The following is a 22,399-nucleotide window of genomic DNA, read 5'->3' as shown; positions in this document are numbered from 1 at the left end:
CTGCCGCCGTCTCGCGAAGGATTGGGAATGCAAAAGCCGGAAAGGGCGAGCGTTCGTCCTCTTGGCCTCCATCCGCCTCATGACCCGAAAGCTCTGTCAGAAAACATTATGATGCCGGACAGACTCTTACGTCTGCCCCGGCTTGAGTTCGTAGAAGATGTGCCGGCCGATGACGTCCATCTTGCGCAGGCGCCGCGACCAGCCGGGCTTCACGTAGTCGGCGTGGTAGTGGGTCGCGTCGCCGACCTCGGCGAGGTAGGTCCGCCCCTCGATCACCGATTGCGCGATGCGGGTGGCGGTGGCCCACGAGCCCGAATCGGTGATGCGCAGGGCCTTGCCCTCGCAGGCGAAGGAGAACTGGCAGCCCATGTAGCGGTGGCGGTTCTGGTAGACGACCCCGCAGACGTTGGACGGGTAGAGTCCGCTCTTCACGCGGTTCAGCACCACCTGGGCGACGGCGGCCTGGCCGGCTTCGGGCTCGCTGCGCGACTCGAAGTACACGGCCTCCGCGAGGCAGCGCTGTTCCTTGTCCATGGCGTCCGGCCCGATCAGGTCGGCGTAGCGGTGGCGGGCGTCCTCGGGGACGGATTGGACCGCCGGCGCCTCGGCCCGGTCGGTGCGGATGGTGAATCCCGGCAGCATCAGGCTGGCCGAGGCGACCTCGATCGGGGTGGCGTCGGCCGGAGCCGGCGTCGTCGAGGACAGGGCCACGGCGCGCGGCACCGGCGGCGTCGAGCCGTCGGAGCGGCGCTCCTCGTCGGCCTCGGCCCGTGCGTCGTCCTCGGCGGTCGTGCCGGGATCGGCGCGTCCGAGGCCGAGGTCGGGCACCGGCACGAAGCCGGCCTCGGGTTCGAGGTCCGGGTTCCAGGTGGCGGCGCCCGGCGTCAGCAGGCCGGTGACGTTGCCGGTGAGGTTGGCGAAGAGCAGCGAGGCGCCGGCCTCGCGCAGCGACGCGGCCGTGCGCTCGAAGCTCGGCCCCGGCGCGCGCGCCGGATCGCCCTTGCCGCTGCGCTGGACGATCGGAAAGACCCGCGCCTCGGCCTTGAGGTCGGCCTGCAGCGGCTCGTCGCCGACGCGGCGGCGGATGCGGACGGCGTCCGCCCGCTCGATGGTGAGCATCGCGCCGGCGCCGTCGCGGCGCAGGCTCGCGCCGATCAGCACGGTGCCGGCGGGCAGCGCCGGAACCAGGCGCACGTCGCTCTCGACGAGCCGGCTGGACCCGAAGCTGGTCTCGGTGCCGGCGCTCGCCGTGAAGGAGACCAGCAGCCCGAGGCCGGCCATCCAGGGCGTGAAGGCGGTGCCGAGCCCGATGAAGCTCCGTCCGCGTCGTCCTCGTCTCGTGCCCACGCCGAACCGACCCGTACTCGATAAGCCACACCCGACGATCCTCCCGGCTGGTTCCGGTGCGAGGATGGCGGTCGGGAATTTATCGCGCGGTATGGTTGCGGAGGGGTTAAGGGCGGCCGATCGACGGTTGCCCCGGGGACTCCTGGCACCACCGCTTTGACGATGCCGGTCGCTCGAAGCCGCCGTGGTTTCGGCGGGACATCCGAGGATCGGTGCCCTTCGCTTTCGACGTATGGCCGGGAAGGAAGGTCGAAGCGTATCGCCCCGTTGACGCGCATCTCTCCCCGTGACCGAGTGTCCTTAGTCCTAGGACAGAGGACGTACGCGCATGAGCGTAATGAAGAGCCAGGATGTCGTCGTCCTGTTGAAGCTCGTGAGCCTTCAGCAGGAGGAAGAAACCGGCGCTGACGGCATCCGATCGCACCTCGGGGCCGAGGCGCCCTATTCCGTTCGCGGGCTCGAATCCCAATTGGGGACCAGCAAGACCGAGATCGGCGCTTCGTTCAAGCGTATTCTTTCAAATGGCATGGCGATCAAGGATCGCACGACGGGTCGGCCGAAGCCCAATCGCCGAAATCTCTACGACTTCATCGTTCATGGCCTGAAATTCGTGTTTCCTGCCTCGCCCGGGGCGATGACACGCGGGCTGCCGACCGCGTTCTGCGCGCCGATGTTGAAAAGCGCACTCTTGAGCGCCGGCAATTACATCTACGTCTGGCCGGACCCGGGAGGGCGCGATATCGGCCAATCCGTCTCGCCGTTGTTCAAGAGTGTTCCGGAGGCGGCGCGTAACGACGTGCGTCTCTACGAAGACCTCGCCCTCGTCGACGCCATCAGGCTCGGGAACCAGCGCGAGGCGGGCTTGGCGAAGGAACGGCTTTCGAAACGGCTGCTCGGGACATGAGCGTTCGGGGTCGATTGCTCGAGATGCTGACGCTCGTCGCCAGGCTCTTGGTACCGATCTCCGCCCCCGGTTGGTCTTCGTCGGCGGTTGCACGACGGCCCTGTTCATCACCGATGCGGTCACCCTCGAAGACGTCAGGGCAACGGACGACGTGGACTTGATCGTCGATCTGGCCGGTTATCCGGCATGGGCCGCCTTGCAGGCACGATTGCGGACGAAGGGTTTCGTCGAAGCGTCCGAAGACTCGGTCATATGCCGAATGACGCTTTCCGGCCTCAAGGTCGACGTGATGCATCGATGATGCGAACATCCTCGGCTTCGCGAATCGATGGTATGCCAGGGGAATTGCGACGGCGACCGATTGTCCGCTCGCAAAGGAAACTATCATCAAAATACTGAAGCCCGAGTTTTTCCTCGCGACGAAGTTCGAGGCATACCTCGGTCGCGGCGGAGGAGATCTTCTCGGCAGCTGTGATCTGGAAAGTGTCCTCTTGGTCGTCGATGGACGTGAAGAGATCGTCGACGAGGTTCGGCGGGCCGACGCCGACATTCGCCGTTTCATCGCAGAACAATTCGGGGCGCTGCTCGAGAAACAGGATTTCGATTATTGTCTCGAAGGCAACATCCGTGGTCCTGCGGGCCGGTCGATGTGGTCCATGCGCGCATCATGGCCCTGTGTGACGACGGCGATTGAGAAGGCGCCGGACCTCAGCCGGCGGCCGGTGCCACCTGTCAGCTGACGGATTACCGAAGGGACCGACGTCGGGAAGGGCGCGGCGGAAGCTCGCCCCGTTCGAGCAGTCAGGCGCGACCGGTCAGGCGCGACCGGTCAGGCGCGACCAGTCAGGCGCGACCAGTCAGGCGCGACCAGTCAGGCGTAAGTGTAGCGACAGGGGTTTCCACAACCGGAGCAGTTTCGCGCAAGGTGTAGGAAGGCGTGCACAGGGCGACCTCGACCACGCGACGAGGCAAGTCACCGTCCGTGATCTCGGCACCACGAAAGACGCGCTAGGCGCCGCGGACCACCTCGATCTCGAAGGTCGGCCCCCGCGAGCCCATGCGCTCGCGCATCACGATGCGGTCGTCGGCCGTCAGTGTCCCGAGCGGTACGTCCCGGTCGGGCAGCACCACCGTCGTCGCCTTGTCGAGGTGGACGAGGACGTGGCGCTTCATCGGCAGCGAGGATGCGGCCCAGGCCTTCAGCTGGCCGTAATACGGCTCGCGCGTCCAGGCCTTCGGTTGGCCGGGGTCGACCTGCACGTTCATGTTGCGGCTCACCGGATCGAGGCTGAGCACCATCTTGGCGCGGTCGGGCTTCCATTCGGGGCCGAGCCAGCTCTCGGTCATCCACAGGCAGTGGAAGGCGCGGCAATGGTCGGGCCGGTCGGCGTGGATCGCGCAGCCCCGCCCGGCCTTGGTGTGGCGGCACCATTGCCCGGCGAGGCTCTCGACGGCGGGCACGTCGTAGACCTTGCAGCACAGGGTGCAGGCGCCGCAGGCCCGGCCGGGGGCCGGCGTCGCGACGATGGTGGCGGGATCGAGCATCGCGTCGCGGCGTCTGGGTTACGAAAGGGGCGCGGCCCGAGGCCGCGCGAACGTGTCGGGGTACCTGAGCCCGCATCGGGTCGGTAGTGTGGCGGGCCAACGCGCCACAGCACCGGATCGCCCGCATGCTCTCGAACCTCGCCGTCCGCGACGTCGAAACCCTGATCCACCCCTACACCAACCTCGACGCGCACCGCAGCGCCGGCCCGCTGGTGCTGGAGCGCGGCGACGGCGTCCACGTCTACGACACCGAGGGGCGGCCCTACATCGAGGGCATGGCGGGCCTCTGGTGCACGGCGCTCGGCTATTCCAACGGCGAGCTCGTCGAGGCCGCCCGCGAGCAGATGGCCAAGCTGCCCTTCACCCACCTGTTCTCCGGCCGCAGCCACGACCCGGCGATCGAGCTGGCCGAGGTGCTGAAGGAGCTGATGCCGGTCCCGACCTCGAAGATCTTCTTCACCTCGTCCGGCTCGGAAGCCAACGACACGCAGGTCAAGCTGGCCTGGTACCTCAACAACGCGCTGGGCCGGCCGAAGAAGAAGAAGATCATCGGGCGCCAGCGCGGCTATCACGGCGTCACCATCGCCACCGCCTCGATGACCGGCCTGCCGGCCAACCACACCGACTGGGACCTGCCGCTGCCCGGCTTCCTTCATGTCGGCTGCCCGCACTTCTACCGCTTCGCCGAACCCGGCGAGACGGAGGCCGCCTTCTCGCAGCGGCTGGCCGACGAGCTCGAGGCCACGATCCTGCGCGAGGGGCCGGAGACGGTGGCCGCCTTCATTGCCGAGCCGGTGATGGGCGCCGGCGGCGCCATCGTCCCGCCGGAGGGCTACTTCGCCGCGATCCAGGCGGTGCTCGCCCGCTACGAGGTGCGCTTCATCGCCGACGAGGTGATCTGCGGCTTCGGCCGCCTCGGCACCTGGTTCGGCAGCGAGGCTTTGGGCATGCGCCCCGACACCCTGTCCTTCGCCAAGGCGCTGACCTCGGGCTACGTGCCGCTCGGCGGCGTCTCGGTGGACGAGCCGCTCTACGAGGCGATGCGCGCGCAGAGCCTGAAGATCGGCACGTTCGGGCACGGCACCACCTATTCCGGCCATCCCGTCGCCTGCGCCGTCGCGCTCAAGACCATCGAGATCTACAAGCGCGAGCGCATCGTCGAGGGCGTGGCAGCCAAGGCGCCGCACTTCCAGGCGCGGCTGTCGCGCCTCGCCGAACACCCGATCGTCGGCGAAGCCTGCGGCCTCGGCCTGATCGGCGGGCTCGAGATCGTCGCCGACAAGGCGTCGCGCCGGCAGTACGAGCCGAAGGCCGGAGTCGCCGCCCGCTGCGTCGCCTTCGCGCAAGCGGAAGGGCTGATCGTCCGGTTCCTGATGGGCGACCGCATCGCCGTCTGCCCGCCGCTGATCATCACGGCCGACGAGATCGACGCCCTGTTCGACCGCCTCACCCGGGCGCTGGACCGGACCGCCGACTGGATCAGGGCCGAGGGGCTGGAGGCAATGCCGGCCGCCTGACACCGGATTTCGTGTGCGTCGAATGCTGCGATGCGGCGGCGATTTCTTAAGCCTGCGTTCATGCCGACTGCATCCTTATCGATCATCCGCCGGCTCCAGATCCGGCGGATGATCTCGAATCGCTCGCCATCGCCCTGGAGCGGCGTGGGGGCAGCATGCGGCGGCGCCATCGCCGTGCGAACGACCACAGGACGGAAATCCCATGTACGCCCCCGATGCGATGCAAGGTTCGGAGACGCAGGCCCAGGCACAGGAGCCCGAGCGCCGGCAGATGGACCAGGCCGAGGCCCGCTACGGCTTCCGCCCCCTCGCGCTTCCGGCGCTCGCCGCCGCCGCCCACTCGGTGAAGCCGGCCGGCAAGGCCGCCCCGCGGACCAACCTCAAGGGCGTGCTCGGCATCGTGCACGAGGACGTGCCGCTCGACTGAGCGATCCCACGATTCGGGAGCATGATCCGGTCCGCTTTCTGCGGTCCGGTTCAGGGTTTCTCGACGGGTTCGCGTCATCGTCGTTCGCGTCCAGGTCCACGCCGCGCTTTCGCCGGAGTGTGAGGCCAGGGATGCTCGACCGACGCGAACCCGAGGCTTCCATGCTGATCCTGCCGAGCCGCAGGCAGGTCCTGACCGGTCTCGGCGGCACGCTGGCCGCGGCGGGGCTGTCCACCGGCGCCTACGCCTTCGGGGTCGAGCCGCTGCACCGCCTCGTGGTGACCCGCTACGCCCCGCGCCTGCCGCACTGGACCCCGGGCCTCTCCCTCAAGGTCGCGGTGCTCGCCGACTTCCACGTCTGCGAGCCGTTCATGCCGCTCGACCGCGTCGCCGAGATCGTCGACGCCACGAACGCGCTGGCACCCGACCTGATCCTGATGCTCGGCGACTATCCGGCCGCCGGTCGGATCGCCTGGAAGCGCGTGCCGCTTCCCGATTTCGCCCGCATCGCCGCGGGCCTGCGCGCGCCGCTCGGCACCTACTCGATCCTCGGCAACCACGATTGGTGGGACGACGCGGAGGCTCAGGCCGCCCGCGGCGGCGTGCCGGAAGCGCGCCGCGTGCTCGAGGCCGTCGGCATCCCGGTGATGGAGAACGACGCCCTGCGCCTGACCAAGGACGGGCACCCGTTCTGGGTCGCCGGCCTCGGCGACCAGCAGCCGTTCCTGATGTTCGACGACGACAGCGGCCGCGACGACCTGCCCGCGACGATGGCCAAGATCACGGACGACGCGCCGGCGATCCTGATGATCCACGAGCCGGACGCCTTCGTCGACGTGCCGGAGCGCGTGTCGCTCACGCTCGCCGGCCACACCCATGGCGGGCAGATCCGCCTGTTCGGCCATTCGCCGGCGATCCGCCCGATCCACGGGCACGACTATTCCTACGGCCACGTGGTCACGCAGGGCCGCCACATGATCGTGTCGGGCGGCTTCGGCGTCAGCCGCATCCCGGTCCGGCTCGGCGTGCCCCCCGAGATCGTGCTTCTCGAACTCGGGGACGGTCCCGCGACGGCCTGAGCGGCGAGACGCCTCAGGCGCGGGCGCTGGCCGTTTCGGGCCGACACGCTAGGTTCGCCGCATGCGCGCACTTCTCGTCGGCCTCATCCTCGCCCTGCCCGCCCCGGCGCTCGCCGACGAATGCGGCGACCTGATCGACAAGGTGGCGAAGGAGACGGCGGCGAGCCCCGGCAACCGCAGCACCGACTTCGCCAACTTCTCGGCGGGCGACGGCACCACCCTGACGCTGTCCTGCGGCGGCCCGCAGCTCTCCTCGGTCGGCGCGCAGTTCCGCGGCGAGGCCCCGCCCGACGGCTACTACGCCCTGTTCGGCAAGGCCGGCCACGCCGTCACCGGGATCGGCGCCAACGTGATCGAGGCCGCCGCCCACAAGGCCCGCGAGGCCGCGAGCCGCCTGCGCCACAGCAACGTCGACGCCGGCGGCGCCCGCATCACCTGCTCCGTCTCGGGCACGGACAAGGGGCCGCTGACCATGTGCGCCGTGATCGAGCACAGCGACCGGAGCTGAACGCGGCGGGCCGTCTCAGTCGGCCGCCTGCTCCAAGGTGCGGGCGACCCACTTGTTGAGGCTGATCCCGGCCCTGCGCGCCGACGAGACCAACGCGCGATGCAGCCCCGGCTCGACGCGCACGACGAACTGCCCGGAATAGGCCTTCGCGGGCTCTTCCCCGCGCTCGGCGCAGAACGCCAAGTAATCCTCGACGCTGTCGGCGAGCGCCTGCTTCAACTCGTCGACGGACCGGCCCTGGAACGTGATCACGTCGCGGAGATCCAGGATCTCGCCGTGAAAGAGGTCGGCCTCCGGGTCGTATTCGACGGACGCCTCGTAGTTTCGATACGGCATCGTCGTCATGGCGTGACTCCGGCCTCGAACAGGACGCGTCGCACCGACTTGACCGCGCCCTCGTCCGTCTCCTTCTGCGGATGGGGCCGATGGCATACGGCGCGCACGCCGTTCAGCGCGACCCGGATTCGCGATCCCCGGCCCTCCGTGACCTCCGCGCCGCAGGCGATCATCAGGGCCTCGATGTCGGTCCAGACGACGCCCGAGCGCACTGGGTCGGCGAGGATCGCCGCCAGCGTCGCCCGATGCCGCCCGCTGAGCTTCATATGATATCGAAAGCCAGTATCACACGTCGGCGCTCCCCGATGCGAGCGCCGACGTGTGCGACGATCTCAGCCCGTCCTCAGAGCGGGATGTTGTCGTGCTTCTTCCAGGGCTGCTCCATCTCCTTGGTGCGCAGCATGCCCAGCGCCCGCGCGATGCGCTTGCGGGTGGAATGCGGCATGATCACCTCGTCGATGTAGCCGCGCTCTGCCGCCACGAACGGCGACAGGAAGCGGTCCTCGTACTCGGTGGTCCGGCCGGCGATCTTGTCGGCGTCGCCGAGCTCGCTGCGGAAGATGATCTCAACCGCGCCCTTGGCGCCCATCACCGCGATCTGCGCGGTGGGCCAGGCGTAGTTCAGGTCGGCGCCGACGTGCTTGGAGGCCATCACGTCGTAGGCGCCGCCGAAGGCCTTTCGCGTGATGATGGTGACGAGCGGCACCGTCGCCTGGGAGTAGGCGAAGAGCAGCTTGGCGCCGTGCTTGATCAGGCCGCCGTATTCCTGCGCGGTGCCCGGCAGGAAGCCCGGCACGTCGACGAAGGTCACGATCGGGATCGAGAAGGCGTCGCAGAAGCGCACGAAGCGGGCGGCCTTGCGCGAGGCGTCCGCGTCCAGCACGCCCGCCAACACCATCGGCTGGTTGGCCACGAAGCCGACCGTGCGGCCCTCGATCCGGCCGAAGCCGGTCATGATGTTGCGGGCGTAAGCCGCCTGGATCTCGAAGAAGTCGCCCTCGTCGACCACGCGGCGGATCAGCTCGCCCATGTCGTAGGGCTTGTTCGGGTTGTCCGGGATCAGGGTGTCGAGCGACTTGTCGAGGCGTAAGGGGTCGTCGAAGCTCTCGATCTCCGGCACGCCGTCGATGTTGTTGGCCGGCAGGAAGTCGACGAGGCGGCGGATCTGAAGAAGGGCCTCGACGTCGTTCTCGAACGAGCCGTCGGCGATCGACGACTTCGTGGTGTGGACCTTGGCGCCGCCGAGCTCCTCGGCGGTGACGACCTCGTTCGTGACGGTCTTCACCACGTCGGGGCCGGTGACGAACATGTAGCTCGTGTCGCGGACCATGAAGATGAAGTCGGTCATGGCCGGCGAGTAGACGTCGCCGCCCGCGCACGGGCCCATGATGACGGAGATCTGCGGGATCACGCCGGACGCCATGACGTTGCGGCGGAACACCTCGCCGTAGCCGCCGAGCGCGGCCACGCCCTCCTGGATACGCGCGCCGCCGGCGTCGAAGATGCCGATGATCGGGGCGCGCATCTTCAGCGCCATGTCCTGGACCTTGACGATCTTGGCGGCGTGCGTCTCCGACAGCGAGCCGCCGAACACCGTGAAGTCCTTCGAGAACAGGAACACGGTGCGGCCGTTGATGGTGCCCCAGCCGGTGACGACGCCGTCGCCGGGGATCTTCTGCTTCTCCATCCCGAAATCGGTCGAGCGGTGCTGCACGAACATGTCGAACTCTTCGAACGACCCGTGGTCGAGCAGGAGTTCGATGCGCTCGCGCGCCGTGAGCTTGCCGCGCTTGTGCTGGGCGTCGACCCGCTTCTCGCCGCCGCCGAGACGGGCGAGCGACCGGCGCTCCTCGAGCTTTTCCAGGATGTCCTTCATGGGTCGAGCGGTCCTGCCTCAGGCGTAGGGAGTTCTTGTTCCTTGCGCAGGCCGCCCGATCAGGACGGCGTGCCCAAGCTTGAACAGCGCCTTAGCATGCAGTTCCGCGCCGGGGAATTGAACCTGTTTTGGCCCGGCGAAAAGCCGAATTTTCCGGTCCGCGCGAGCTGCGCCTAGCGGGCCAGCGCCGCCACCTCGGCGGCGGCCAGGAACTCGACCTTGCGTCCGGCGAGCCGCGTCGCGGCGTCCTCGTCCGCGCCCCAGACGGCGGTCTGGTAGGTCTCGTCGACGTGGGCGGCCTCCCAGCCCTCCTCAGCGGTGAGGCGCCCGGCGAGCACGGCCAACGCGATCAGCAGCGATCCGCTCAGCGTCGTCAGGGTGTGGAAGGCGGCGAGCCGGAACGGGTCGTCGATCGCCGAGACCGCCGCGCGCAGAGCCGTCACCGAATCCTCCGGCTGCGTGACGTGCATCACGCCCTCGCTGAGGATCAGCCGGGCGCCCAGAGCCTCGCGCGCCCAATCGAGGATCGGGTCCCAGGCTTCTGCCTGCGCCGCCACAAGCCGCTCGGGCGTGCCGGCGCGGTAGGCGACGAGGTCGGTGCCGGCATAGGGCCACAGGTCCTCGGCCACGGCCGCCATGCGCGGGGCGACGCCGTCGATCGCGGTGTTGATCAGCCGCGTGAACGGCATCTTCGCGGGGTCGATGGTCTCGCCTTGCGCCGCCCACTCGGCGGCGAGGCGTTCGGCCAGCGCCCGCGTCGGCGCCGCCAGCGGGTTGCGCGCCGGGGTGTTGGCCGGGCGCCCGTCCAGCGTCAGGCGGAAGCCGCCTTCGCCCTCGGCGAACCCGGTCTCCTTGTAGAAGCGCTTCGGCAGCACCGGCTTGCCGTGGTCGCGCACCGCCCGCATCGGGTCGGGGCGCGGGGTGTCGGAAGGCTGTCCCAGCCAATCTTGGGTGACGTCGTCGCTCATGGCTCGGAGATTAAGGGATCGCGCATGGTTTCGCGAGCCCGCTCAGCGCTCCGCGGGGTCGCGGAACAGGTCCCCCAGGGCCGCGGCGGTCTCGACCACGGTCACGGCGCCGGCGCCGAACAGGGCGCCGGGCGGATGGTAGCCCCAGGCCACGCCGACCGCGGCGGCGCCTGCCGCCACCGCCATCGCCATGTCGTAGGAGGTGTCGCCCACCATCACGGTGGCGGAGGGGCCGACGCCCGCTTCCGCCATCGCCTGGTTCAACATCGCCGGATCGGGCTTGGAGGGGGCGTCGTCGGCGGTCTGGGTGGTGGAAAACCAACCCTCCCAGCCGTTGAAGGCGACGAGGTGGTCGACGCCGCGCCGCGACTTGCCGGTGGCGATCCCGAGTCGCACGTCGTCGCGGGCGTGCAGGCGCGCGATCAGTTCGCCCATGCCGGGAAACAGCGGCTCCTCGTAATCCGGGTCGAGGCGCAGCGCGTTGAAGGCGCGCTTGTAGCTCTCCGACAGGGCAGCGACCGGGCCGTCGTCGCCGACGAGGCGGCGGAAGGCCTGCGGCAGCGACAGGCCGACCACGGAGAGCGATTCGGCGCGGCTCGGCGCCGGCAGGCCGTTCTCGGCGAAGGCCGTGCCCTGCGCGGCGACGATCAGGTGCTGGCTGTCGACCAGCGTGCCGTCGACGTCGAAGACGACGAGCTTCACGCGCCGGGACGGCGGGGCCGCCTCACGGCTTGCGCTCGGCTGGCGCGGGCGCCGTCATCGGGGCGGGCGCGGGGGCCGAGGCCGGCGCCTGTTGCTGCAACGGCTGCGATTGCTGCTGCTGCGCCGAGGGGGTGCGCGGCCGTTCGTAGCCGAGCTTGCACCGGATCAGGAAGCGGCGGCGGCGGCCGCCCTGGAGCGCGCGCGCATGCGAGGCGCGGTTGCAGGCGGCGTAGGAGCGCCGCCGCTTGTCGCCGGCGCGGACGCCGGGCGGGCCGGCGCGGCCGAGCGACGGCTGCGCCTGGGCGCCCGGGGCCGCAGCCGGGGCGGCAATCGAGAGGGTCTCGGGACCGATCACGCAAAGGGCGGCGAGGCAGGCCAGCGTCGTGAGCTTCATGTCGATCGGGTCTCACCACGGGGTCGAGTTAGGCTCGGGGGTCGAGTTAGGCTCGGGGGTCGAGTTAGGCTCGGTCGCGCGCAGCGAAGGGCCGGCGCTTCGCTGCCGTTCGAGGATATGAGCCTCGCGGGGCGGTTGCCAACCCTCGCGGCGCCGCAGAGCACGACGCGCGGGCCGCCTTCGCGATCACGAACGCTTGGCCGCGCGCCTCCGGGGCGTCGCCGATTTGGCCGCGCGCCTCCGGGGTGTCGCCGATTTGGCCTCACGCCTCCGGCGCGTCGACGATCGGGTCGTAGCGGGCGGCATCGAAGCCGAGCAGGTTCCAGCTCTGCGCCATGTGCGGCGGCAGAGGCGCGCTCACGTCGATCGGCTTGCCGGTGCGCGGATGCGGGATCACGATCCGGCGGGCGAGCAGGTGGAGCCGGTTCTGGATGCCGCCGGGGAGCGCCCAGTTCTCGACCGAGAAATACTTCGGGTCGCCGACGATCGGGTGTCCGATATGGGCCGCGTGCGCGCGCAGCTGGTGGGTCCGCCCCGTCACCGGCTTGAACGACAGCCACGACACCTTCTGCGCCGCCTGGTCGACGGTGGCGTAATAGGTCAGCGCGTGGGTTGCGCCCTCCTCGCCGTGCTGGGCGATTCGCATGCGGGCGTCGGCGTCGGTCGGCTCCTCCTTGACGAGGTAGGTCGAGACCCGGCCCTGCGGCGTGCGCGGCACGCCGGCGGTGAGCGCCCAGTAGATCTTCCGCGCCGCGCGCGAGCGGAAGCTCTTGGCGAGCGTCGCCGCCGCGACCCGGGTCTTGGCGACGATCAGGCAGCCGGCGGTGTCCTTGTCGAGGCGGTGGACGAGGCGCGGCTTCGAGCCGTCGGGGCCGGCCAGCGCCTCCAGCAGCCCGTCCACGTGCCGGACGGTGCCCGAGCCGCCCTGCACCGCGAGGCCGAAGGGCTTGTTCAGCACCATCATGTCCGCGTCCTCGTAGAGGACCAGCGAGCGGATGAATTCGGCGTCGTCCTGGTCGCGGACCGGGTTGCGCGGGCGGTCGGCCGGCTGGTCGAGCTTGAGCGGCGGCACCCGCACGGCCATGCCCGGCTCGAGCCGGTCGTTCGGCTTGGCACGCTTGCCATCGACGCGCAGCTCGCCCTTGCGGACGATGCTCTGCACGCGGGCGAAGGGCAGTTGCGGGAAGCGGGCCGTGAGGAAGCGGTCGATCCGCATCCCGGCCTCGTCGGGTTCGACGGTGAGCGTCTGCACGCCGGAGGCGAGCGTCGCCGAGGCCGCCGCGCGCTGCTGGCGCCGGGTCGGCACCCTCGACCTCGCCCCAGGGCGAGCGCGCGGTCGCGTCGTCGCCGCGCAGCTGGGCCGCGCGCTGGGCCGCCGCCAGGGCCGAGGTGCGCGGGCCGGTGCCGGCCCGCTCCGGGCGGCCGAACCGGGTTTTTCCGGGCGCGCCGGAGCGGGGGCCGCGGCTCGCGCCCTTGCTCGCCGCAGCCTTGCCCTCGGCGGATTTCGGCGAGGGCGGCCGGCCGGAGCCCTTGCCGACGCTCTTGCCTGCGCCTTTGCCAAAGCCCGTCCCCGGACCCTTGCCCGAACCCTTGCCGCCGCGTGGTGGATTGCCTGTCATGCAAGCGCGTTAACACCCGCCCGCACCGGCGACAATTCGCGCCGCCCGCACGGCAGGCCGGCGTCGGGTCGTCCTGCCGTTCGGCACCGTCGGGGATCCGTCGGTCGGCAGCCCTCGGGGGCTGATGCCTTCGCCCTCACGCCGACCGGCGGATCGCCTCGAGGGTAAGCCCGATGCCGACCGAGCCGAAGGTGTCGCCTTCCACCACGCGGGCGCCCGGCAGGCAGGCGGTGAGTCCCTGGCGGACATGCGGCAGGCCGGTGGAGCCGCCGGTGAGGAACAGCGAATCGATCCGGTCGGCGGTGAGGCCCGCCTGGGCGAGGCAGCGCCCGACCCGCTCGGAGATCCGCGTCGCCAGGGTGTCGGTGTGGGCGACGAGGGCGGTCCGGTCCACGGGGGCGGCGAGCCCGGGCTCGACCCAGTCGAGGTCGACGTCCGAGGCGCCGTCGTTCGAGGCGGCGATCTTGGCGCCCTCGACGGCGATGGCCAGCGAATGCCCGCGCTCCAGCTCGACCACCGTGCGCAGCCGCTCGACGAGGTCCGGCCGCGCGCCGTCGCGGATGATCTCGGCGATCTCGCGCAGGGTCTTGGGGTTGTAGAGCCGGTTGATGCTCGACCAGGTGGCGAGGTCGTGGAAGTAGGCGTTCGGCACCAGCAGCTCGGCCCGCTTCATCGGGCTGCCGAGGCCGAGCAGCGGCATCACCGTGCCGAGACTGAGGAAGCGGTCGAAGTCGGTGCCGCCGATGCGCACGCCGTCGTTGGCGAGGATGTCGTCGGCTCGCTCCGCCTTGGCGTGACGCTCGGGCGAGAGGCGCACGATCGAGAAGTCGGAGGTGCCGCCGCCGATGTCGGCGATCAGCGCGATCTCCTCGCGCCGGACGCTCTGCTCGTGGTCGAGCGCCGCCGCGATCGGCTCGTACTGGAACGAGACGTGGCGGAAGCCGATGCTTTGCGCGATCTCGCGCAGGGTGTCCTCGGCCCGGCGGTCGCCCGCCGCGTCGCCGTCGACGAAGTGCACCGGACGCCCGTGCACCACGGTGTCGAAGGTCTCGCCGGCGGCGGCCTCGGCCCGCGCCTTCACCGCGCCGAGGTAGCGCCCGATCACGTCGCGGAAGCGCACGCGCTCGCGGCCCACCGGCGTCGTCTCGTCGATCAGCCCCGAGCCCAGCACCGACTTGAGGCTGCGCATCATCCGGCCCGGCGTTCCCTCGAGGTAGGCCTCCGTCGCCGCCCGCCCGATCACCGCGGCGCGGTTCGGCTCGAAGAAGATCGCGCTTGGGATGGTGAGGTGGCGCCCCTCCAGGGGAACGAGGCGCGGACCCGCCGGGGCGCGGTGTCCGAGCGTCGTGTTCGACGTGCCGAAATCGAGGCCGCAGGCCGCCATCAAGTGTCGTCTTTCGCCGGTGTTCGTGGGGGCGGCTGCCCTACAGGCTGGCGGGCGCGGGGTCCAGCGCTTCAGAGCCAGCGCGGCCCGAGGAACAGCGCGAGCGCGACCACGAGCCAGGCGCAGAGCCCGCCGAGGAGCGCCAGGCGGTAGTCGAAGGATCCGCCGATCCACCACGCCACCGCGAGGAAGACTAGGTAAGCAGGAATCGTGCGAAAGCCCGCCAGGCAGGTCTCGCGGAAGGCGCCGGCCTCGCCCTTCGCGCCGACCGCCAGCAGGGCGATGATCGCGAAGGTCGGCGCCAACGGCAGGATGCCGGGCAGGACGTTGCCGCGACGCGACGCCAGCACGATCGCCATCGTCACGAGGCCGCCGGCCACGCCTTTGAGCAGGACGTCCACGGCGCCGATCACCCCTCCCCGCGCCGTTCCCGGCGCAGCTCTTCCCAATGCGCGAGCCGGTCGCGGTAGCGGCTTTCCATGCCGCGGTCGGTCGGCATGTAGAGGTGCTGGCGGCCGAGCCGTTCCGGCCAGTAGTCCTGGCCGGAGAACGCCTCCGGCTCGTCGTGGTCGTAGCGGTAGCCCTCGCCGTAGCCGAGCCGCTTCATGAGCTTGGTCGAGCCGTTGAGGATGGTGCGCGGCGGCGGCAGCGAGCCGTGCTCCTTCGCGATGCGGGTCGCCGCCTTGTAGGCCTCGTAGGCCGCGTTCGATTTCGGGGCGCAGGCGAGGTAGATCACCGCTTGCGCCAGCGCGAGTTCGCCCTCGGGGCTGCCGAGGAAGTCGAACGCGTCCTTGGCGGCCGTCGTGATCACCAGGGCCTGCGGGTCGGCGAGCCCGATATCCTCCACCGCCATCCGCACCAGGCGCCGGGCGATGAACAGGCGGTCTTCGCCGCCGTCGAGCATCCGGCACAGGTAGTACAGGGCCGCGTCCGGGTCCGAGCCGCGCACCGTCTTATGCAGCGCGCTGATCAGGTTGTAGTGGCCCTCCTGCGCCTTGTCGTAGATCGGCGCGCGGCGCTGGACGAGGGTCTGCAGCACCTCCGCGTCGAGGATCTCGTCGGGCTTGGCCGAGCGCCAGATCTCCTCGCACAGAGTCAATGCCGCGCGCCCGTCGCCGTCGGCCATGCGGACCAGGACGCCCCGGGCCTCCTCGGTGAGCGGCAGCGCCTGGCCGGTCAGGTCCTCGGCCCGGGCGATCAGCTTGGCGATCGCCGCGTCGTCCAGCGCCCGGAACAGCAGGACCCGGGCGCGCGACAGCAGGGCGGCGTTCAGCTCGAAGGACGGGTTCTCCGTCGTCGCGCCGACCAGCGTCACCGTCCCGTCCTCCATCACGGGGAGGAAGGCGTCGAGCTGCGCCCGGTTGAAGCGGTGGATCTCGTCGACGAAGAGCAGCGTCCCCTGCCCCGTCGCCCGGCGCTTGCGTGCCCCCTCGAACACCTTGCGCAGGTCGGGCACGCCGGAGAAGATCGCCGAGATCTGCTCGAAATGCAGGTCGGTCTCGTGCGCGAGCAGGCGCGCCACGGTGGTCTTGCCGGTGCCCGGCGGTCCCCAGAACACCAGCGAGCCGAAGCTTTTTCCGCGCAACAGCCGCGTCAGCGCCCCGTCCGGGCCGGTGAGGTGGTCCTGGCCGACGACCTCGGCGAGCGTGCCCGGCCTGAGCCGGTCGGCGAGCGGACGGGGCGCCGAGGCGTCGAGGCCGGCGGTTGCGAAGAGGTCGGGCATGCCCGCATCAACACCCTGCGGCCCACGCTCGGCAAGAGGCGCCGCCCGGCAGAAGCCGACGGAAGCGCGCCGCCGGCCACCCGGCCGGGCGGAGCCCGTGCGACACCATCGCCGCAACCGTCTTCGTTTCGGAAAACACCCTGTTAACTCAAGCGGACGAAGTGTTCGTCCGGACGCAGCGAAAGCAACGGTGACGCCGCGAGCGGCCGTGCCGCGTGAGAATCCCTTAAGTCCACCGGTGGTCTTGTCGAGCCCGCTCACGGGGGACGACGCATGATCCGGAAACGCGGCAGCTGGGGAGAGGGAGAACTCTACGAGGCCCTGTGCCTGCTGATGATCTGCGGCTGCCTGTGGATCATCGGCATCCAGTTCCAGGTCTTCTCCAGCCTCAACGCCTTCATCCACGCCAACGACCTCTCGAACGCGTTCATGCTGGTCGCCCTGATGGGCCTGGCCGTGTTCGCGGCGAGCCTGCGGAAATCCCTGCTCCTGCGGGTGGCGATGCGCGAGCGCGACATCACTGCCGCCGAGGCCGAGGCGGTGGCGCGCCACGACGTGCTGACCGGCCTCGCCAACCGCCGCCTGTTCCTGGAGACGCTGGAGCGCCGCCGGGCGGCCGCGAGCCTGGTCCCGACGCAGGCCGTGCTGCTGGTCGACCTCGACCGCTTCAAGCCGGTCAACGACATCTACGGGCATGCGGCCGGCAACGCCGTGCTGTGCGCGGTGGCCGAGCGCCTGTCCGCCCTGACCCCCGAGGGCGGCCTCGCGGCCCGCCTCGGCGGCGACGAGTTCGCGCTGCTCGTGCCGCTCGACGGCGGCAGCGACGGCCTGTCCCGCCTCGCCCAGGCGGTGATCGCCTCCATCGCCGCGCCGATCCAGTGGCAGGGCAACGAGCTGAAGGTCGGCGCGACCATCGGCATCGCCCTGATCTCGGCCGACCAGGCCGACGCCGACGTGGTGCTGCACGCCGCCGACCTCGCCATGTACCAGGGCAAGAAGGACGGCCGCGGCGTGTTCCGCGTGTTCAAGAGCGCGATGGACCTCGAGCTCAAGGCCCGCGCGCAGCTGGAGAGCGAGTTGCGCGAGGCGATCGCGAACGGCGAGATCGAGCCGTTCTACCAGCCCGTGGTGACGCTGCCGGAGAAGACGCTGGTCGGCGTCGAGGTGCTCGCGCGCTGGCGTCACCCGGTCCGCGGCCTGCTCGCCCCGGCGAGCTTCATCGGGATCGCCGAGGAGACCGGCCTGATCTCCGAGCTCAGCATGAAGCTCCTGCGCCAGGCCTGCCTCGACGCCCGCGACTGGCCGTCCCACTTCCAGCTCGCGGTGAACATCGCGCCGCAGCAGTTCCAGGACCGGTGGCTGTGCGAGCGCATCCTCGCGATCCTCACCGAGACCGGCTTCTCCCCGAGTCGCCTGGAGGTCGAGATCACCGAGACGGCTCTGGTCCAGGACCTGGAGGCGGCCCGCACGACCCTGACCTCGCTGCAGAACCTCGGCGTGCGCATCGCCCTCGACGACTTCGGCACGGGCTATTCCAGCCTCTACCACCTGCGCGAATTGAAGTTCGACAAGCTCAAGATCGACCGCACCTACGTCGACACGATCACCATGAGCGCGGAACGGGCCAAGCTCGTCGACGCGATCATCAAGCTCGGCGCCAGCCTCGGGCTCGTCACCACCGCCGAAGGGATCGAGACCGACGCCAGCGTCGACTGGCTGTCGGACCAGGGCTGCGACTACGGCCAGGGCTACCTGTTCGGCGCGCCGATGCCGAAGGAGGCGATCACCGCCCTGATCGGGGCGCCGGTCGAGGAGATCCAGGCCAAGGCCCTCGCGCTCCAGGCCGCCTGAGCGAAGCCCAAATCCGCCATCCCGAAGGGATCGACCGAATTTTGGTATGAAGGCCGGGCTTCGGCCCGTCTTGCCCCGCCTCAGCCGCCGAACATCGAGGTCAGCACCTCGCCGTTGCGGTTGATCGCGACCTCCCAGGCGTTCTGGACCGTGCGGGTGGCGCGCTCGACGTCCTTCGTCGTGGAGACCGGCTGGCCGTTGATCGAGACCAGCATGTCGCCCTTCTGCAGGCCGGCGCGGGCCGCGATGGAGTTCTCGTCGACCGCCTGCACCGCGACGCCGTCGACGGGGAAGTCCACCAGCATCTCCTCGGCCACGGCGGGCGAGGTGTTGATCAGCGTCGCGCCGAGGAACGGCGAGCGGGTGCGGACCTTGAGCACGTCGCGCGGCCGCGTCTCGGGCGCCGGCACCAGCTTCACCGGCAGGGTGCTGCGGCTGGTGCCGCGCAGGATGCCGAACTTGGTCTGGCCGGTGATGCCCTTGAGCGCGAATCGGTAGCCGAAGGCTTCCGGGTCGTCGACGTTTTGGCCGTCGACGGTCAGGATCAGGTCGCCGCGCTTCAGCCCCGCCTCGTCGGCCGGGCTCTTGGCCTGCAGGCTCGCCACGAGGACGCCGGTCGGGTGGTCGAGGCCCATGCTCTCGGCGATGTCCGGCGTCACGCTCTGGACGCGCGCCCCGAGCCAGGGCCGCCGCACGGTGGTGGCGCCGTTCTTGGCGGTCTCGACCACGGCCTTCACCATGCTCGCCGGGATCGCGAAGCCGATGCCGTGGCTGCCGCCGGACTGCGAGTAGATCGCGGTGTTGATCCCGACCAGGTGCCCGCGCAGGTCGACGAGCGCGCCGCCGGAATTGCCCGGATTGATCGCGGCGTCGGTCTGGATGAAGAACTGGTAGTCCGACGAGCCGACCTGGGTGCGCGCCAGCGCGGAGACGATGCCCTGCGTCACCGTCTGGCCGACGCCGAACGGGTTGCCGATCGCCATCACGAAGTCGCCGACCTCGAGGCCCTCCGAATCGCCGAACGGCATCGCGACGAGGCCGCCGGCCGGGTTGGTGATGCGGATCACGGCGAGGTCGGTGCGCGGATCGCGCAGCACGATCGTCGCCTCGAACTCGCGCCGGTCGGCCAGCGAGACGCGGACCTCGTTCATGTTGTCGATGACGTGATTGTTGGTGATGATCAGGCCCGACCCGTCGACGATCACCCCCGAGCCGAGGGATTTCTGCGCCCGCTCGCCCGGGGAGCCGCCCTGCCCGCGCCCGCCTTCCGCGCCGAAGAACCGGCGCATGAACTCGTCCATGGCGCTGGTGCGGGCGTTGGGCCGCTTGTCGATGTGCGAGGCGTAGACGTTGACCACCGAGGGCGCCGCCCGCTTCACGACGGGGGCGAAGGAGAGCTGCACCTCGCCCTTGCTTGCGGGCGCCGCCTTGTCGGGCGTCGCGAGCCGGGCCGGCGGCGCGTCCGAGGTCTTGTCGGGCGTCTTGTCGGGCGTCCTGGCCATCTGCGCGGCGGCGGGGCCGCCGGCCAGCATCAGCGCGACGGCCAGGGCGGCGAGGGAAGACGGATGGGGCATGCAGGACTCCGGGCGCTCGAGGCCGTCGGGGCGCCGGGCCGTCCGCGCGGTGGGACGGCCCGGACCGACATGCGATCGCGGCCTGTCTATCGCGGTCGAATGCGGCGCGCGAGAGCCCGGTCCGCCGGCCCGCGCACCGCGGCTCAGCCCTTCAGAAAGGCCAGCAGGTCGGCGTTCAGCCGCTCGGCGTGGGTGAACGGCACCGCGTGCGGCGCGCCCTCGTAGACCACGAGCGTGGCGCCGGGGATCGCGGCGGCGGCTACTTTGCCCGACACGTCGATCGGCACGGTCTGGTCGTCGTCGCCGTGGATTACCAGGGTCGGCACCCTGAAATGCGTCATGTCGCCCCGGAAGTCGGTGGTGCCGAAGGCGGTCACGCAGGCCGTCGTCGCCTTGGGCGAGGCCAGCATCGCCAGGTTTCCGGCCCAGGTCATCGTCTCGGCCGAGACTGGGGAATGGAACACGCCGGCGCCGAAGAAGGTCTTGGCGAAGTTCGCGAGGAAGGCCGGGCGGTCCTTCCGGAGTCCGTCGATCATGCCCTGGAAGACGCCGCCGTCGACGCCGTCCGGGTTGTCGCCGGACTTGAGCATGTAGGGCGTCACCGCCGAGACCAGCACGGCTTTCGTGACCCGTGCGCCCGCGTGGCGGGACATGTAGCGCGCGATCTCGCCGCCGCCCATCGAGAAGCCGACGAGGGCGACGTCCTGGAGGTCGAGGCCGTCGAGCACCGCCTTCAGGTCGTCGGCGAAGGTGTCGTAGTCGTAGCCGGTCCAGGGCTGGTCGGACCGGCCGAAGCCGCGCCGGTCGTAGGCGACGACCCGGTAGCCGGCCTCGGCCAGCGCCGGCATCTGGTGCTCCCACATGTCGGCGTCGAGGGGCCAACCGTGGATCAGCACCACCGGCCGGCCGGTGCCCCAATCCTTGACGTAGAGCCGGGTGCCGTCCCCGGTCCGGATGAAGGCCGTGTCGCGGATGGCCATGTCTCGCTCCTGCTCGGATATCCGTCGGCGGCTGTCGAACGATGCCGGGACGCCTGTCGCGGACGGGAAGCAACCGGCCGCGTCGAACGTTCCGAGGGAGCGGACCCCATGACGCCGGATGGCCGGAGGCGCGCTCGCGCCTCCGGCCATTCGATGCCGTGGAAGTCCTGGAGAGTCCTGCCGAAGCGGTGGGAGCCTCAGGCGTCCTTCTTCTTCCGGGCGGCGCGGGGCTTCTTGGCGGGGGCGTCGGCCTCGCTTTCGGCTGCCGCCTCCTCGGTGACCACCGGCTCGGGCGCGGCGGACTTCGCCACGTTCTTGCGGCGCTGCTGGCCGAGGCCCAGGGCGCGGGCGAGTTCGGAGCGCTGCTCCGAATAGCTTTGCGAGGTCATCGGATAGTCGGGCGCGAGGCCCCACTTGGCGCGATACTGCTCGGGCGACAGGCCGCGCAGGGTGAGATGCCGGCGCAGGGTCTTGTACTGCTTTCCGTCCTCGAAGCTGATCAGGTAATCCGGCGTCACCGAGCGTCGGATCTCCGGCGCGGTCGCCTTCGGCGGCCCGACCTCGGCGACCGGCCCGTTGGCGCCCGAGACGCCGACGATCGCCTCGTGCACATCGCTCAAGAGCTTCGGCAGTTCGACGCTCTGGACGTGATTGTTGCTGACATAGGCGGAGACGATGTCCGCGGCCAACGTGATGAAACGGGCCCTGTCGACGTCTGGTTCGCTCATGTTGTTCGGTCCGTCATTGTGAGTTCGAATGATAGTGCCGACCGTAAGCTCAGTTTTGTTGGCGGGCAAGATTATTTCGTGGTTTTCGCCCGTTTTTCGAGGAAATCCACCGGGATCGGCGGTACTCCGGCGCTATCCTCTGATCAAGAGCCGCGGCGATGCGCACAAACGTTCGGGAATGTAGCCCGGACTGAACTAAATTGTGCGCAATTGTCCGTCTGTGCCCTATTGAGCGAACGTTGTTGGGATAAATTGCCGGTGTCGCGCGCGCATCGATTGTGCGTGTCCGAACGCCGAACGCCGTATCGATGAGGTAGCCCTGGGATGCATTTTGCCGCGTCCGCCCCCGACGCGGAGTTGCACGGTGCGACGATGTCCGGATCGAAAGACGGCGCGATCTTCACGCCGAACATCGCGCGAGCGCGCTGCGCGGTCTAAGTCCGACCAATCGATGGACGGCCCGGGCCCAGGAGCGGCATCGGGCTCGGATCCACGTCGAAGCCATCCGGGGAGCGACCGGACGGGCTTAAAATTGGAGCGTGGTAGTGTGGGAAAGGCTTGCTGGGGCGAAGCCGGCGCGTGCGCGCGGCAGCGTCGGCGACCGCTCGATCCTATTCGACCCGGTAGTGCCGCCCCGACGCGGCGCCGCCTCGGCCGGGCTCGCCCTCGGCGCCTGGGGACGACGGCGAGGGCTATGCGGCGGCGTTCGGCGGCGGCGCGGGTCCGGTCGGCGCCTAGCGTGCGTAGGCGTAGACGGATGCGGCGGAGGCGACGGGTCCTGCGACGGTGGAGAAGACGCTGACGACCTTGGAGACTTCGGTGAAGGGGGCGTTGGAGACGTAGACGAGGTCGCGGTTGCGCATGCGGAAGGCCTGGGAGGTGAACAGGCTGTTGGGGTCGCGCATGTCGATGCGGTAGACGACGGGGACGACCGGGG

Annotated in this window: 23 protein-coding genes and 2 pseudogenes; 9 read left to right on the top strand and 16 right to left on the bottom strand. The window is 70.2% G+C overall.

Translation table 11 applies throughout. From position 1 onward, the window contains the following. A pseudogene (locus tag FV234_RS21205) lies at positions 1-112 on the top strand (IS5/IS1182 family transposase); the annotation flags it as partial. Positions 113-126: 14 nt separating this feature from the next. On the opposite strand, the gene FV234_RS21200 reads toward FV234_RS21205, so the two are convergent. Further along, complete coding sequence (locus FV234_RS21200) at positions 127-1,281, bottom strand: cell wall hydrolase (protein ID WP_147831500.1); 1,155 nt, start codon at positions 1,279-1,281, stop codon at positions 127-129. A gap of 403 nt (positions 1,282-1,684) precedes the next feature. Here FV234_RS21200 and FV234_RS21195 point away from each other — a divergent pair, with 403 nt between their 5' ends. The 3 genes from FV234_RS21195 (at position 1,685) to FV234_RS27095 (ending at position 2,991) form a co-directional block, all read left to right on the top strand. Continuing rightward, positions 1,685-2,251: a hypothetical protein gene (locus FV234_RS21195; protein ID WP_147831499.1), complete on the top strand. Its 567-nt coding sequence runs from the start codon at positions 1,685-1,687 to the stop codon at positions 2,249-2,251. Positions 2,252-2,321: 70 nt separating this feature from the next. Continuing rightward, positions 2,322-2,552: a hypothetical protein gene (locus FV234_RS27100; protein WP_306422437.1), complete on the top strand. Its 231-nt coding sequence runs from the start codon at positions 2,322-2,324 to the stop codon at positions 2,550-2,552. 190 nt (positions 2,553-2,742) lie between these two features. After that, a complete protein-coding gene (locus tag FV234_RS27095) occupies positions 2,743-2,991 on the top strand; it encodes a hypothetical protein (protein ID WP_306422436.1) in 249 nt (82 codons plus the stop codon). Positions 2,992-3,259: 268 nt separating this feature from the next. Here the strand turns inward: FV234_RS27095 and FV234_RS21185 are convergent, their stop codons facing one another. Beyond that, positions 3,260-3,796 carry a hypothetical protein gene (locus FV234_RS21185; RefSeq protein WP_147831497.1) on the bottom strand — a complete coding sequence of 179 codons (537 nt, stop codon included), beginning with the start codon at positions 3,794-3,796 and terminating at the stop codon, positions 3,260-3,262. A gap of 125 nt (positions 3,797-3,921) precedes the next feature. Here FV234_RS21185 and FV234_RS21180 point away from each other — a divergent pair, with 125 nt between their 5' ends. From FV234_RS21180 to FV234_RS21165, 4 genes are all read left to right on the top strand, one after another. Next, a complete protein-coding gene (locus FV234_RS21180) occupies positions 3,922-5,313 on the top strand; it encodes an aminotransferase (RefSeq protein WP_147831495.1) in 1,392 nt (463 codons plus the stop codon). A 202-nt stretch (positions 5,314-5,515) separates the two neighbouring features. Continuing rightward, positions 5,516-5,740, top strand: coding sequence for a hypothetical protein (locus tag FV234_RS21175; RefSeq protein ID WP_147753379.1), 225 nt, complete (start codon positions 5,516-5,518; stop codon positions 5,738-5,740). Between the two features lie 161 nt (positions 5,741-5,901). Then, positions 5,902-6,819 (top strand): metallophosphoesterase, encoded by a 918-nt coding sequence (locus tag FV234_RS21170; protein WP_147831493.1) that lies wholly within the window; start codon positions 5,902-5,904, stop codon positions 6,817-6,819. A 61-nt stretch (positions 6,820-6,880) separates the two neighbouring features. Next, positions 6,881-7,327 (top strand): ABC transporter ATPase, encoded by a 447-nt coding sequence (locus FV234_RS21165; RefSeq protein WP_147831491.1) that lies wholly within the window; start codon positions 6,881-6,883, stop codon positions 7,325-7,327. Positions 7,328-7,342: 15 nt separating this feature from the next. Here FV234_RS21165 and FV234_RS21160 read toward each other — a convergent pair whose 3' ends face one another. The 10 genes from FV234_RS21160 to FV234_RS21115 all read right to left on the bottom strand — a co-directional run bounded on the left by FV234_RS21160 (position 7,343) and on the right by FV234_RS21115 (position 16,329). Further along, entirely contained in the window at positions 7,343-7,672 is a 330-nt protein-coding gene (locus tag FV234_RS21160) for a type II toxin-antitoxin system HicB family antitoxin (RefSeq protein ID WP_147764154.1), read from the bottom strand. Further along, positions 7,669-7,929 carry a type II toxin-antitoxin system HicA family toxin gene (locus FV234_RS21155; RefSeq protein WP_147831489.1) on the bottom strand — a complete coding sequence of 87 codons (261 nt, stop codon included), beginning with the start codon at positions 7,927-7,929 and terminating at the stop codon, positions 7,669-7,671. Before FV234_RS21155 ends, FV234_RS21160 begins: the two co-directional genes overlap by 4 nt. A 77-nt stretch (positions 7,930-8,006) precedes the next feature. Beyond that, the gene (locus FV234_RS21150) at positions 8,007-9,539 is read right to left on the bottom strand and encodes an acyl-CoA carboxylase subunit beta (RefSeq protein ID WP_147753374.1); all 1,533 of its coding nucleotides are present in this window, start codon (positions 9,537-9,539) and stop codon (positions 8,007-8,009) included. Positions 9,540-9,712: 173 nt separating this feature from the next. Further along, a complete protein-coding gene (locus FV234_RS21145) occupies positions 9,713-10,507 on the bottom strand; it encodes an ATP12 family protein (protein WP_147831487.1) in 795 nt (264 codons plus the stop codon). A 42-nt stretch (positions 10,508-10,549) separates the two neighbouring features. Continuing rightward, complete coding sequence (locus tag FV234_RS21140; RefSeq protein ID WP_147753372.1) at positions 10,550-11,209, bottom strand: HAD-IA family hydrolase; 660 nt, start codon at positions 11,207-11,209, stop codon at positions 10,550-10,552. A 22-nt stretch (positions 11,210-11,231) separates the two neighbouring features. Beyond that, complete coding sequence (locus FV234_RS21135; RefSeq protein ID WP_238272878.1) at positions 11,232-11,603, bottom strand: hypothetical protein; 372 nt, start codon at positions 11,601-11,603, stop codon at positions 11,232-11,234. Between the two features lie 262 nt (positions 11,604-11,865). Then, positions 11,866-12,909 carry an RluA family pseudouridine synthase gene (locus FV234_RS21130; RefSeq protein WP_246686259.1) on the bottom strand — a complete coding sequence of 348 codons (1,044 nt, stop codon included), beginning with the start codon at positions 12,907-12,909 and terminating at the stop codon, positions 11,866-11,868. Positions 12,910-13,358: 449 nt separating this feature from the next. Beyond that, a complete protein-coding gene (locus tag FV234_RS21125) occupies positions 13,359-14,606 on the bottom strand; it encodes an Hsp70 family protein (RefSeq protein WP_147831483.1) in 1,248 nt (415 codons plus the stop codon). Positions 14,607-14,677: 71 nt separating this feature from the next. After that, positions 14,678-15,007 carry a GlpM family protein gene (locus FV234_RS21120; RefSeq protein ID WP_147762209.1) on the bottom strand — a complete coding sequence of 110 codons (330 nt, stop codon included), beginning with the start codon at positions 15,005-15,007 and terminating at the stop codon, positions 14,678-14,680. Between the two features lie 8 nt (positions 15,008-15,015). Beyond that, positions 15,016-16,329 (bottom strand): replication-associated recombination protein A, encoded by a 1,314-nt coding sequence (locus FV234_RS21115; protein WP_147831481.1) that lies wholly within the window; start codon positions 16,327-16,329, stop codon positions 15,016-15,018. 273 nt (positions 16,330-16,602) lie between these two features. On the opposite strand from FV234_RS21115, the gene FV234_RS21110 reads away from it, so the two are divergent. Next, the gene (locus FV234_RS21110; RefSeq protein ID WP_147754124.1) at positions 16,603-18,180 is read left to right on the top strand and encodes an EAL domain-containing protein; all 1,578 of its coding nucleotides are present in this window, start codon (positions 16,603-16,605) and stop codon (positions 18,178-18,180) included. Between the two features lie 80 nt (positions 18,181-18,260). Here the strand turns inward: FV234_RS21110 and FV234_RS21105 are convergent, their stop codons facing one another. The 4 genes and pseudogenes from FV234_RS21105 to FV234_RS21090 all read right to left on the bottom strand — a co-directional run. Further along, the gene (locus FV234_RS21105) at positions 18,261-19,754 is read right to left on the bottom strand and encodes a Do family serine endopeptidase (RefSeq protein ID WP_147831478.1); all 1,494 of its coding nucleotides are present in this window, start codon (positions 19,752-19,754) and stop codon (positions 18,261-18,263) included. Positions 19,755-19,897: 143 nt separating this feature from the next. Next, on the bottom strand, positions 19,898-20,734 hold the full coding sequence (locus tag FV234_RS21100) for an alpha/beta hydrolase (RefSeq protein ID WP_147831476.1): 837 nt from the start codon (positions 20,732-20,734) through the stop codon (positions 19,898-19,900). 197 nt (positions 20,735-20,931) lie between these two features. Then, entirely contained in the window at positions 20,932-21,462 is a 531-nt protein-coding gene (locus FV234_RS21095) for a MucR family transcriptional regulator (RefSeq protein WP_147754128.1), read from the bottom strand. A gap of 734 nt (positions 21,463-22,196) precedes the next feature. Further along, positions 22,197-22,399 (bottom strand): annotated as a pseudogene (locus FV234_RS21090) (sugar transporter); the annotation flags it as partial.

Source organism: Methylobacterium sp. WL8 (assembly GCF_008040045.1).
GTDB classification, from domain to species: domain Bacteria; phylum Pseudomonadota; class Alphaproteobacteria; order Rhizobiales; family Beijerinckiaceae; genus Methylobacterium; species Methylobacterium cerastii.
Note: the sequence above shows the minus strand (reverse complement) of the source record. Positions and strands in the feature narration are given on the sequence as shown.